Raw genomic sequence first — 12,664 nt, 5'->3', positions numbered from 1 at the left:
GCCGCCCCACCCGCAACATCGAGGTAGCACATGCGTTACGCGCTTGGCGTCGAATACGACGGCAGCGATTTCAGGGGCTGGCAGAACCTGGGCGAGGGCGGCCCCAGCGTGCAGGCCAGCCTTGAGCAGGCCCTGTCGTCGGTGGCCGATGCGCCGCTGCAGGTGGTCTGTGCCGGCCGTACCGATGCCGGTGTGCATGGCCAATGCCAGGTCGTCCACTTCGATACCGACGTGGTGCGCGATCCGCGCGCCTGGATGCTGGGCACCACCACCCGCCTGCCGCGCTCGATCGCGGTGCGCTGGTGCGTGCCGGTGGCCGATGATTTCCATGCCCGTTTCTCGGCGCGTGCGCGCCGCTACCGCTACCGCCTGCTCAACCGCGAAGTGCGGCCGGCGCTGCAGCGGCAGACCCTCAGCTGGGAGCGCCGTGCGCTGGACGCGGACCTGATGCATGCTGCCGGCCAGGCCCTGCTCGGCGAGAACGACTTCAGTGCGTTCCGCTCGGTGCAGTGCCAGGCGCTGCATGCACGGCGTGAACTGCAGTCACTGCAGGTCAGCCGCCAGGGTGAGGTGATCGAGGTCGCCGTGCAGGGCAATGCATTCCTTCATCACATGGTCCGCAATATCGTCGGATCGCTGATCCTGGTGGGCAGCGGCGAAAAACCGGTGGAATGGATCGCCGAACTGCTGGCCGGGCGCGATCGCACCGTAGCCGGTCCCACCGCACCGCCGCAGGGCCTGGTGTTCCTTGGGCCCCTGTACCCCGACAACTGGCATCTGCCCGCCGAGGTCACGCTATGAGCCGCTCCTACTACCGCACGCGCATCAAGTTCTGTGGCATGACCCGGGCCGGCGACGTCCGCCTGGCCGGTGAACTGGGTGTGGACGCGGTGGGTTTCATCTTCGCCCGTGAAAGCAGCCGCCGGGTCGCCCCGGCCGAGGCACGCGCGATGCGCCAGGCGATCGCGCCGATGGTCGACGTGGTGGCGCTGTTCCGCAACAACAGCAAGGAAGAGGTGCGCGAGGTGCTGCGCACGGTACGACCGACCCTGCTGCAGTTCCATGGCGAGGAAGACGAGAGCTTCTGCCGCAGCTTCAACATGCCGTACCTGAAGGCGATCGCCATGGGCGGGCGTGAAGAGATCAACGCCCGCACCCTGCAGCTGCGCTATCCCAGCGCCGCCGGCTTCCTGTTCGACAGCCATGCGCCGGGCGGCGGTGGCGGCACCGGCGTGGCCTTCGACTGGGGGCGGATCCCGACCGGCCTGCATCGCCCGTTCCTGCTGGCCGGTGGCCTGAACCCGGAAAACGTCTACGACGCGGTGCTGGCCACCCTGCCGTGGGGCGTGGATGTCTCCAGCGGCATCGAACTGGAACCGGGCATCAAGGACGGCTACAAGATGCGCACCTTCGTCGAGGAAGTGCGCCGCGCCGATTGCACGGTTCTCGAGTGATTCGCGTCACTATTTACCCTGATCAGCGCCCCGATTTGAGCCTGCACGCATTCTTCACATAGGATGGTCCCAAGCGCGCCTGCCATGAGGGCTGGCGCGGGGATCGACGGGACGCGCTCGGCGCGCCCCGAACGGGCGGCCGCCGCCCATAGCCCAGGAAGGCAAGCGATGCAGGAGTTTCTCACCGTCGTACTCGGTTACCCGACGCTGCCGTACAGCATTCTGCTGTTGGTGTCGGTGATGTATTGGGCGGTTGCGGCGTTCGGCCTGGTCGATGACGGTTTTGGCGATCTCGGCGCCGATGGCGCGCTCGAGGCGGGGACCGACCTCAGTGGCCTGTCGGCCATGCTGGCGCGCTGGGGCCTGGGCGGCGTCCCGATCATGGTGGTGGTCACCCTGCTGGGCCTGTTCGGCTGGCTCATCACCTATTTCATCCATCTGTTCGTACTGCTGCCGCTGCCGGACCTGCTGCGCTGGGGCCTGGGTACGCTCGTGGCGGTGCTGGCACCGCTGCCTGCGGTACCGGTCGTCGCGCTGATCCTGCGCCCGGTCCGGCGCTTCCTGCTGCGCCTGCGTCCGGTGCCGCAGGCATCGCTGCTGGGCCGGATCGGCGTGGTCGCATCGCCGAAGGTGGACGCACGCAGCGGTCATGCCACTGTCGATGATGGCGGCGCCGGGCTGGTGCTGCAGATCCGCAGCGACATCGAACTGCAGCGTGGCGAGCGCATCGTGCTGGTCGAGCACATGGCCGAACAACACTATTACCGGGTGGTCCGCGCCGATGCGATCGCCCTCGATTTCCAGGACAACCTGCTTCCGGGCAACAAGGAGAATCATCAATGACGTTGGCATCCCTCTTACCGATCCTGGCCGTCGCCGGCGGCCTGCTCGTCCTGCTGCTGGGCGTGGCCGGGCTGTTCAAGGCCTTCTATCGCAAGGTCGACCAGGGCGTGGCCCTGATCGTCAACGACATGAGCTCCACGCCCAAGGTGCACTTCACCGGTGCGCTGATCATCCCGGTGCTGTACCGCGCCGAGCTGATGCGGATCAGCCTGATCACCCTGCAGATCGACCGCCGCGGCAAGGAAGGCCTGATCTGCCGCGACAACATGCGTGCCGACATCGCCGTGGCCTTCTACCTGCGGGTGAACGAGACCCAGGCCGATGTGCTGCGCGTGGCCAAGGCCATCGGTGCCGACCGTGCGTCGGACAAGCATGCCGTCGATGAGCTGTTCAACGCCAAGTTCTCCGAAGCGCTGAAGACGGTCGGCAAGAAGTTCGACTTCACCGAACTGTTCGAGAAGCGCCAGGAGTTCCGCGACGAGATCATCGCGGTGATCGGCAACGACCTCAACGGCTATGTGCTGGAAGACGTGGCGATCGATTACCTGGAGCAGACCCCGAAGTCGCTGCTGGACCAGTTCAACATCCTCGACGCGCAGGGCATCCGCAAGATCACCGAGCTGACCGCCGCGCAGAACGTGGTGACCAACGAGCTGGAGCAGAACGAGAAGCTCGCCATCACCAAGAAGAACGTGGAAGCGCGTGAGGCGCTGCTGGCGCTGGAACGCCAGCAGGCCGAAGCCGAAGCACGCCAGAAGCGCGAGATCGAGACCATCCGCGCGCGCGAGGAGGCCGAGACCGCCAAGGTGCAGGAAGAGCAGCGCCAGCTGTCCGAGAATGCCCGCATCGAAGCACAGCAGCTGATCGAGATCCGCGACCAGAACCGCCTGCGCGAAGTGGAAGTGGCCGAGCAGAACCGCCAGCGTGCCGTGGCCATCGAGGCCGAGCGCGTGGAGCGCGCACGCCAGCTGGAGCAGGTCACCACCGACCGCGAAGTGCAGCTGCAGGGCGTGGAGCGCGACAAGGTGGTCGAGCAGGGCAAGATGGACGTGGCCAACATCACCCGCGAACGCATCTCCATCGACAAGACCGTGGCGCAGGAAGAAGAGCGCATCAAGGAAGTGCGCGAGGTCTCCGAGGCCGACCGCCAGAAGCAGGTGCTGATCCTGGAAGCCGAGGCCAAGGCGCAGGAATCGCTGGTGCGCGAGGTGAAGGAAGCGCAGGCGCGCGAAACCGCCTCCAAGCACCGCGCGGTTGAACTGACCACACTGGCCCAGGCCGAACACGAAGCAGCCGGCAAGCAGGCCGAAGCCAAGCGCCTGCTGGCCGACGCGCTGCGCGCCGAGCAGGCGGCGCCTGGCCTGGCCGAAGCGCAGGTGCGTGAAGCTTCGGCACTGGCCATCGAGAAGGTCGGCATCGCCGAGGCCCGCGTGATCGAAGCCAAGGCCGAAGCCAGCCTGAAGCAGGGCAGCAACGAAGCCCGCGTGCTGGCCGAGACCCTGCAGGCGCAGGCGCAGGGTGAGGAGAAGATGGGCCTGGCCCGTGCCACCGCCACCGAATCGCTGGGCAACGCCGAAGCCGGCGTGGTGCAGAAGAAGCTGCTGGCCGAGGCCGAGGGCCTGGTGCGCAAGTTCGAAGCCATCGCCTCGCTGAGCGACCAGGCGCGTGGCCACGAAGAGTTCCGCATGATGCTGGACAACAGCCTGAAGCAGGCGCTGGCCTCGATCGAAGCCGGCAAGGAAGTCTCGCGCGAGAACGCCAATGTCATCGCCAGCGCGCTGCGCAACGCCGACATCGACCTGGTCGGTGGCGACGGCGGCATGTTCGAGAACCTGGTCAAGGCGGTGTCGCTGGGCAAGTCGATCGAAGGCTTCGCCGGCAAGAGCCCGATCGTGCAGGAGTTGATGCAGCGCTACCTGGGCGTAGCCGTGGCCGAACCGGCACCGCGCCAGATCGCCGAGGATGCCGAAGCGGTGCCGACCGTGTCGGCCACCGTGGTCGACAGCGCCCGTTGATGCATGGGGCGATGGCCGCTGCGGCCATCGCCCGCCCGCGCCGGCCGCAACCGCGGCCGTCCGCCCGTGAGCCGGAAGCCTGCTGATGTCTGAAACCCATCCGTCCGCCGAATCCACTGCACCGGAGGCCGGCGGCAATACCGTCGACCAGGCCGTTGCCCAGGGCGGCGCCTACGAAGTCCTGCGCCGCCGCCTGGCCGAGCAGGGCCAGCGCCTGCAGGGCCTGGCCGAGACGCTCAACCGCCAGCGCCTGGCCGAGTTCGGCGACAGCCGCCTGGAGGTGGTCGGGCGCTTCCGCATCCGCAGCGAGAACAACTGCGTCGGCCGTGACATCGTGCAGGTCGGCCCGGACCGCCTGCTGTTCGGCTACAACGTGTTCATCGGGCTGAAGACCCAGACCCGCATCGAGGACGTGTTCGGCCTGTACCGGCTGGTGCAGGGCAGCGACGGCTACGACGTGGCCGCGCTGGAGCTGAAGGGCAGCTTCCTCGACCAGCCCGGCTTCGTGCACGACTTCAACGAGCTGTACGCCTACTACAAGCACGCACGCCTGCTGCAGCTGATCGTGGTGGGCGACAAGCTGCTGGCCTCGTTCCAGATCGGCGAGCGCAGCAGCGACGTGCGCGTGTTCCGCTGGGCGCTGTCGCGCGATGGCGAACTGGCCTATCTGGATGCGCGCGGCGAGCGCGATATCGCACTGCCGCCGCCGTTCGACTTCGAATGGACCAGGGCGACCCGCGACCTGGCAGTCAATGGACGCCATTCGCACCTGAACATCCTCGACACCCTGTTCGTGGAGACCACCGGCGGCGACCTCACCATCAAGGTCGAGAACAACACCGAGACCGGGCAGGGCATCTACAGCGAACCGGTGGAGGACAGCACGCAGTCGCTTGACGACGCCCAGTTCGAATTCGCCCGGGTCGGCTCGCTGGTGCTGCTGAAGGTGCTGCCGTACCGCGAGACGGAGTGGCGCGGCCTGATCTACAACACGCTGACCGGTGGCATCGTGCGCAATGATGCGATCGTGCAGGCCTGCGTGCAGCTGCCCGAAGACCACGGCGTGATCTTCCCGGGTGGGTATTACCTGCAGGGCGGCGAGCACAAGGCATTCGACGCCTCGATGGCCGGCATGCAGTTCAAGCGCAGCATCCGTTCGCCGAACGGCGAGGACGTGCTGTACATCTTCTACGAGCGCGAAGGTGGGCGCTCGGCACTGTTCGTCTACAACACCATCCAGCGCGTGCTGCAGAACCCGGTGTTCGGCCATGGCTACGCCTTGATGCAGGACGGGCGCATGGTGCTGTTCCATGCCGAAGGCAGCGAACCGACCCGCATCCATCCGATGCAGGTCTGGCAGACCCCGTTCAGCAGTGACGAGTTTGCCGCCAGCCGACCGCCCGGCAACACCTTCATGGGCCGCATCGGCAACGCCGAGCTGGTGCGCGGCATTTCCAACCTGTTCAACCTGGCGCGCGAGATCGAAGGCCAGGACGTGTCGGTGCAGCGCTACCAGCGCCTGGTGGCCGACACCCGGCGCCTGTTCGATGCCCACCACTGGCTGGGCGACGCGGCCTGCGATGGCGCCGAGGCGCTGCTGCGGCAGATCAGCGCCACCGGCGAATCGGTGCTGGACGAATACGAGAAAGTGCAGTCGATCCGCCAGCAGTCGGCGCAGGCGATGGTCGAGGCCGAGGCTGCGCACAAGGCGCTGCTGGGCCGGCTGCAGCCGCAGAACTGGAACGAGGTGCAGGCCTTCGTCGAGGCGCTCAATGCGATCACCGCCTTGCGTGGACGGCTGTTGACCATCCGCGAGCTGCGCTACATCGACACCGCGCGTATCGAAGTGATGGCGGCCGAGCTGGTGGAAGCGCAGGATCATGTCGGCGCCGCCACGGGTGACTTCCTCGCCGGTGATGCTGCGCTGGCGCCACTGACCACGCGCCTGCAGGCGCTGGATGAAGCGGCCCAGCAGGCACAGAGTGCCCGCCAGCTGGACGAGCAGCTGGAAGGGTTGCGTGGCATGGCCGCCGACCTGGACATGTTGTCCGAGCTGATGGCCGGCCTGAAGGTGGACGATGCCACCGCCCGCACCCGCGTGGTCGAGTCGATCTCGGTGCTGTACGGCCGCCTCAACCAGGCCCGTGCGCGTGCTGATCAGCGTCGCCGGTCGCTGGGTTCGGCCGAGGCCGTGGCGCAGTTCGCCGCGCAGTTCGCGCTGTTCTCGCAGTCGATCACCAGCGCGCTGGCGCTGGCCACCGATCCGGAACGCGCCGACGAGCAGCTGTCGCGCCTGCTGGTGCAGCTGGAGGAGCTGGAGAGCCAGTTCGGCGAGCACGAGCAGTTCCTTGGCGACATCCTGAGCAAGCGCGAAGAGCTGGTTGAAGCCTTCGAAACGCACAAGCAGGCACTGCTGGATGATCGCCAGCGCAAGGCACGTTCGGTGCTGGACGCGGCCAGCCGCATCCTCGATGGCCTGGCCAAGCGCACCGAGCGCTTCGCCACCGCCGATGAGCTCAATGCGTTCTTCGCCGGCGATCCGCTGATCCTCAAGCTGCGTGAGCTGGCCGAACGCCTGCGCGCGCTGCATGACAACGTCAAGGCCGACGACATTGAGGCGCGCCTGAAGGGCGTGCGTGACCAGGCGGTACGCCAGCTGCGCGACCGCAGTGATCTGTACGAAGCGGGCGGCAACGTGGTGCGGCTGGGGCCGCGCCATCGCTTCAGCGTCAACACCCAGGCGCTGGACCTGACCCTGCTGCCGCGTGGTGACACGCTGGCGATCCATCTGACCGGCACCGACTTCCTGGAGACCCTGCACGATCCGGAGCTGGATGCGCTGAAGCCGTTCTGGCCGGTCACCCTGGACTCGGAGTCACCTGCGCTGTATCGCGGTGAGTATCTGGCCGGCAGCCTGCTGATGGCCGCGCAGGAGGGGAGCGACGGCCTTGACCTGGCCACGCTGCAGCACGATGTCGCCACGCCCGAAGCACTGGACCAGCGCGTGCGAGCATTCGCCGCACCGCGCTACCGCGAAGGCTACGAGCGCGGCATCCATGACCATGATGCCGCGCTGATCCTGCGTGCATTGCTGCCCTTGCAGCAGGCGGCCGGCAGCCTGCGCCATGCACCGCGGGTGCGTGCGCTGGCACTGCTGTTCTGGGCCGCCGAGCAGCGGCGCGAAGCGGTGGCGCAATGGCCGGGCCGGCAGATGGGTGCCGAAGCGCTGGCACGCCTGCTGGGGTCCGACGAAGGCCGACTGGCGTTGCGTGCGGAAATGGCCGAGGCACTGCTGGCGTATGCGCAATCCCACGCGTTGCCGTTCGATGCCGATGCCGCAGAGGCCGCGGCCGCCTATCTGGGCGAAGAGCTGGCGACCGGCGAGCCGGTGTTCAGCAGCAGTCGCCATGCGCTAGCGCTGCTGGATGCACTGGCGCAGCAGCTGGAACAGGCCGGGCAGCGCGAGGCGGTCGAACGCGCCCTGCAGCGCAGCCAGGATCCGCTGGCCACGCGCTGGGCGCTGGCCGGGCAGTGGCTGCGGGCGCTGGCGCGGATGCCGGGGCATGCCCTACATGCCGGCTACGTCGACGAGGCTGCGGCACTGCTGCTGGTGCAGCGCCAGCTGCGTACCCGTGCCAGCGACGCCGCGTTGCAGGCGGAGGTCAATGGCCTGCTGGGTGAACACGCACGCATCAGCAACGGCACGCTGGTGGTATCGCTGGATGATTTCCATGCGCGCCTGACGCAGCACCTGCGTCATTTCGTGCCGGCGTTCCACGCCTACCAGGCGCTGCGCCAGGGCATCATCGGGCGCGAGCGCGAGACCCTGCGGCTTTCCGAGTTCAAGGCGCGGCCGCTGTCCTCGTTCGTGCGCAACAAGCTGATCAACGATGTCTACCTGGGCGTGATCGGTGACAACCTGGCCAAGCAGATGGGCACGGTCGGCGAGAACAAGCGCAGCGACCTGATGGGCCTGCTGATGATGATTTCGCCGCCGGGCTACGGCAAGACCACGCTGATGGAATACGTGGCGCACCGCCTGGGCCTGGTCTTCATGAAGATCAACGGCCCGGCGCTGGGGCATGAGGTGCGCTCGCTGGACCCGGCCCAGGCGCCGGACGCGACCTCGCGGCAGGAGCTGGAAAAGCTCAACCTCGCGCTGGAAATGGGCAACAACACCATGCTGTATGTGGACGACATCCAGCACACCCATCCCGAGTTCCTGCAGAAGTTCATCTCGCTGTGCGATGGCACCCGCCGTATCGAAGGCGTGTGGCGCGGCCGCACCCGCACCTACGACATGCGCGGCAAGAAGTTCTGCGTGGTGATGGCCGGCAACCCGTACACCGAGTCCGGCGAGGTGTTCAAGATTCCGGACATGCTGGCCAACCGTGCCGACATCTACAACCTCGGTGATGTGCTCGGTGGCATGGAGGCGGCCTTCACCCTCAGCTACATCGAGAACAGCCTGACCTCCAACCCGGTGCTGGCGCCGCTGGCCACGCGCGACATGGCTGACCTGTACATGCTGGTCGACCGTGCGATGGGCAAGGAGGTCTCGACCAACGGCCTCAGCCATGCCTACAGCAGCGCGGAGATCAACGAGATCACCGCCACCCTGCAGCGCATGCTGCGCGTGCGCGACGTGGTCTACCGGGTCAACCAGCAGTACATCGCCAGTGCCGCACAGGACGATCGCTACCGTAGCGAGCCGCCGTTCCGGCTGCAGGGCAGCTACCGCAACATGAACAAGCTGGCAGAGAAGATCTCGCCGGTGATGAACGAGGACGAGCTGCAGCAGTTGATCTCCGACCACTACCTGGGCGAGGCACAGCTGCTGACCACCGGCGCCGAAGAAAACCTGTTGAAGCTGGCCGAGCTGCGCGACGTGCTGGACGACACGCAGGCGCAGCGCTGGGCGCAGATCAAGCGCGATTTCCTGCGCAACAAGGCCATGGGTGCCGACGACAGCGATGTCGGCGGGCGCGTGGTCGCGCAGCTGGCCGACATCGCCACCGCCCTGCAGCTGCCACCGCCGGCGCCGGAAGCGATTGCCGTTGCCGATCCGGCACCGTGGCCGGCGTTGCTGGAGGCCCTGCATCGCCTTTCTGAAACACGTCCCGCCGTCGCGGCGCCGGAGCCGGTCGCGGCGGCCCCCAGTGTGCCGGCCTCGGTCCTGGCCGACGACCTGCAGGCGGGCCTGGCGCCATTGGTGGAACTGTTGGCGGCATCGCAGGCGCAGCAGGCACAGGTGTCGCAGACCCTGGCCGCGTTCGCCGGCTGGGCGCGGCAGCAGGTCGAGCGTGGGGTGCCGAACAGTGCGGTGGCGCAGCGTGCGCGTGTGCGCCGTGCCACGACGCCGGAGGAGCGCGCGCTGGATGAGGCCCTGATGCGCCACTTCTACGGTGAGTCGTTGCCGCCGGATGAAGGTGAGGAGATTCCGGCAACGACACCGAAGCCGCCGCCGCTGCCGTGACCACGCAGGCGCCACTGCCGCCACCGAGCTTGCCGGACACGGCCGATGTCGCCGTGCTGGCCGACTATGGTGCGCCGTTGCTGCAGGCACTGGCGCGGCGCGAAACACCGTTGCCGCCGGGTGCGGGCGAAGGCCTGGTGGCCGCACTGGCACGCATCGCGCTGGCCCTGCAGGCCGCCAACCCGGCGCAGATCCGGCAGCAGGAGGGCTGGTGGGGCCGCCTGCTGGGGCGCGATGTCGATCGCGAGGCGGAAGGGCGTGCGTTGCAGTCGCAGCTGGGCGTGCTGGCCCTGCAGGCTCGCGAGCAGGCCCTGCACCTGCAGCAGCACCTGCAGCGGCGGGCCATGGCCATCGCAGGGCATTCAGCGGCGGCCGCAGCGCTGGACGACTGGATCGGGCTGGCTGAGGCGCGGCTGGCGTCGCTGGATTTCGCCGGGCAGGCCGCGTTGTCGCAACGGCTCGATCATCTGCGCCGGCTGGCCATGCTGCGCCGTCTCGAGTCCGGCCAGTGGCAGCTGCTGCAGGACCAGGACAACGTGCTGCTGCAACGCTTCGCGCGCATCCATGATGTTCTGCTGCCGGCTTGGCGGCAGGCCGCCGTGGCGGGCCAGGCCGCGGCCGGCGCCACACTGGCGGCGAAGGCCGCCACGCTGCACGCACAGATCGATGACGAGGTCGCGGCGGCTCAGGCTAGACTGCCTTGAGCCGGCCGCCGCTGCCGCTTACCCAACTGCAAGGAGACTGCCCGATGACCCAGGACAGCCAGACCCCCGGTGCCCTCGTGCCCGGCACGACCACCGCCACTCCGCTCGATGACGGCGCACTGCAGGCGCTTGGCCTGGTCCGCGAGGATCTGCCGCGCATCGCCGAGATCCGCCTGGAGCTGGATGACCTGCGCCCGGGCAACCTGCAGGTGTTCGGTCGCGAAGCGGCCACGCGCACCGCAGCGTTCTCCAGCCAGTTGCTCGACCAGGTGCGCAATCGTGACCTGGATGCCAGCGGCGAGAAACTGGGCGAAGTGGTGCGCATCGCGCGCAGCCTGAAGCTGGACGGCTTCGCCCAGCGGTCGAAGGTGCCGGTGATCGGCGGCCTGATCGACCGCCTACGCGTATCCAAGGGCGAGCTGGTGCAGAAATTCAGCGACACCAACGCGCAGATCGAGCAGCTGCTGGGCGATGTCGGTGTGCAGCAGGCGTTGATGGGCAAGCGCGTGGGCGAGTTCGACCGCATGCATGACATCGTCCGAGAAGAACGCCATGCGCTGGGCCTGTATGCTGCCGCCGGCAAACAGCGCCTGGCCGAACTGCAGGCCGAGCAGCAGGCCGGGCAGGGCAGTGAGGATCCGCAGCAGCGCATCCGCCAGGGCGAAGTCGACAACGCGATCCGCCTGATCGAAAAGCGCGTGTCCGACCTGCAACTGATGCAGCATGCGGCCGATCAGTCGCTGCCGATGATCCGCCTGATCCAGGCCAATGCGCTGCAGCTGATCGAGAAGTTCAACACGGTGCGCGAGATCACCATCCCGTCGTGGAAGCGCCAGTTCGCCATCCAGCTTTCGCTGGGTGAGCAGAAGGCCGCGGTCGAGCTGTCCACCGCCATCGACGATGCCACCAACGAGCTGATGCGCCGCAATGCCGATCTGCTGCGCCAGGCCTCGGTGGATACCGCGCGCAGCAACCAGCGCGGCGTGATCGACGTAGCCACGCTGCGCCACGTGCACGACCAGTTGATCGCCACGGTCGAGGAAGTGCGCAGCATCCATCGCGAAGGCATGCAGCAGCGGCAGCAGGCCGAAGTCGAGCTGTCGCGCCTGCGCGAAGACCTGCAGCAGCGCCTGGCCACTCCAACCGCCAGCTGAAAAAAAGGGGACGGAGGGAATTAAGTCGTTTGTGCCACTTGCGACTTAATCCCCTCCGTCCCCTTTTTGTTGTCAAGGGAGTTGCTGGCCCAGCCAGTCGGCCAGCGCATCCACGCGCGCATCGGCCGGTCCGTCCGGTCGCGCCAGCACCCAGAAACCACCGGTGGCGGCAAACCCCCACGGCGCGACCAGTCGCCCGGCGGCCAGGTCCTCGGCCACCAGCGGCTCAGGTGCGATCGCCGGACCCAGCCCGGCTACCGCTGCCTCCAGCAGGTAGTACAGATGCTCGAAGGCCGTGCCCAGCTGCAGCTTGGCGGTGTCCAGAGCGTGCGCCTGCGCCCACGCCGGCCACGCCTGCGGCCGTGAGCTGGTGTGCAGCAGCGTCTCCTGCAGCAGCGCCGAGGGCGGTACATGCCGCAGGCGCTGCGCGGCCGGGTGCGAGGGGGCCACCACCACGCCGACCCGTTCCGGCGCCAGCTCACGCACCTGCCAGCCCCGGGGCCACGGCCCCTGCGCCAGCAGCAGGACCGCATCCAGTGCGGCCTGCGCCTCGGTGAAGCTGCCATCCAGCGCCGACCACTGCAGGCGTACGCCGGGCAGGGCGGCCTGCAGTGCGGGCAGGCGCGGGATCATCCAGCGGGCCAGCACGCTGCCGCTGCAGCCCAGCACCAGCGCCGGGGCCGCCGTCGGCCGCCGCAGTTCGCGCACGCAGTCTTCGATGCCGCTGAAGGCCTCGCTGCACGCGGCCTGCAGGCGCGTGCCCGCAGCGGTCAGGCGCAGGCCGCGACCGGCACGCTGGAACAGCGCCAGGCCGAGGTGGTCTTCCAGCAGCTTCAGCTGGCGGCTGACCGCACCGTGGGTAACGTGCAGGTCCTGCGCGGCGCGGCCAACCCCGCCCAGGCGGGCGGTGGCCTCGAACGCGCGCAGCGCCTTGAGCGGTGGCAGCAGGGAGCGGCTCATGTGAGATTTCCTGACGATATGCGCCAGATAATATCCATTTTCCGGTCACGACCCGTGC

The 12,664-nt window shown here is 68.0% G+C and carries 8 protein-coding genes; 7 read left to right on the top strand and 1 reads right to left on the bottom strand.

From position 1 onward, the window contains the following. Positions 1-30 precede the first annotated feature (30 nt). The 7 genes from truA (at position 31) to AB1281_RS13360 (ending at position 11,646) form a co-directional block, all read left to right on the top strand. On the top strand, positions 31-801 hold the full coding sequence (gene truA, locus AB1281_RS13390) for a tRNA pseudouridine(38-40) synthase TruA (protein ID WP_262228086.1): 771 nt from the start codon (positions 31-33) through the stop codon (positions 799-801). Further along, the gene (locus tag AB1281_RS13385) at positions 798-1,454 is read left to right on the top strand and encodes a phosphoribosylanthranilate isomerase (RefSeq protein ID WP_014037969.1); all 657 of its coding nucleotides are present in this window, start codon (positions 798-800) and stop codon (positions 1,452-1,454) included. The genes truA and AB1281_RS13385 overlap by 4 nt, the downstream gene beginning before the upstream one ends. Positions 1,455-1,622: 168 nt before the next feature. Continuing rightward, complete coding sequence (locus tag AB1281_RS13380) at positions 1,623-2,297, top strand: DUF1449 family protein (protein ID WP_075677093.1); 675 nt, start codon at positions 1,623-1,625, stop codon at positions 2,295-2,297. Further along, positions 2,294-4,312 (top strand): hypothetical protein, encoded by a 2,019-nt coding sequence (locus tag AB1281_RS13375; protein ID WP_075677095.1) that lies wholly within the window; start codon positions 2,294-2,296, stop codon positions 4,310-4,312. Before AB1281_RS13380 ends, AB1281_RS13375 begins: the two co-directional genes overlap by 4 nt. Positions 4,313-4,397: 85 nt before the next feature. Further along, complete coding sequence (locus AB1281_RS13370; protein ID WP_430346135.1) at positions 4,398-9,788, top strand: DNA repair ATPase; 5,391 nt, start codon at positions 4,398-4,400, stop codon at positions 9,786-9,788. Next, positions 9,785-10,492 (top strand): hypothetical protein, encoded by a 708-nt coding sequence (locus AB1281_RS13365; RefSeq protein ID WP_430346134.1) that lies wholly within the window; start codon positions 9,785-9,787, stop codon positions 10,490-10,492. The genes AB1281_RS13370 and AB1281_RS13365 overlap by 4 nt, the downstream gene beginning before the upstream one ends. Positions 10,493-10,536: 44 nt before the next feature. Beyond that, complete coding sequence (locus tag AB1281_RS13360; protein WP_049445566.1) at positions 10,537-11,646, top strand: toxic anion resistance protein; 1,110 nt, start codon at positions 10,537-10,539, stop codon at positions 11,644-11,646. Between the two features lie 72 nt (positions 11,647-11,718). Here AB1281_RS13360 and AB1281_RS13355 read toward each other — a convergent pair whose 3' ends face one another. Continuing rightward, complete coding sequence (locus AB1281_RS13355; protein ID WP_430346133.1) at positions 11,719-12,606, bottom strand: LysR family transcriptional regulator; 888 nt, start codon at positions 12,604-12,606, stop codon at positions 11,719-11,721. Positions 12,607-12,664 lie beyond the last annotated feature (58 nt).

It is taken from the genome of Stenotrophomonas sp. NRRL B-14846 (assembly GCF_050473585.1).
Lineage (GTDB): Bacteria > Pseudomonadota > Gammaproteobacteria > Xanthomonadales > Xanthomonadaceae > Stenotrophomonas.
The sequence above is the reverse complement of the archived record's forward strand: the minus strand, read 5'-3'. Positions and strand labels throughout refer to the sequence as shown.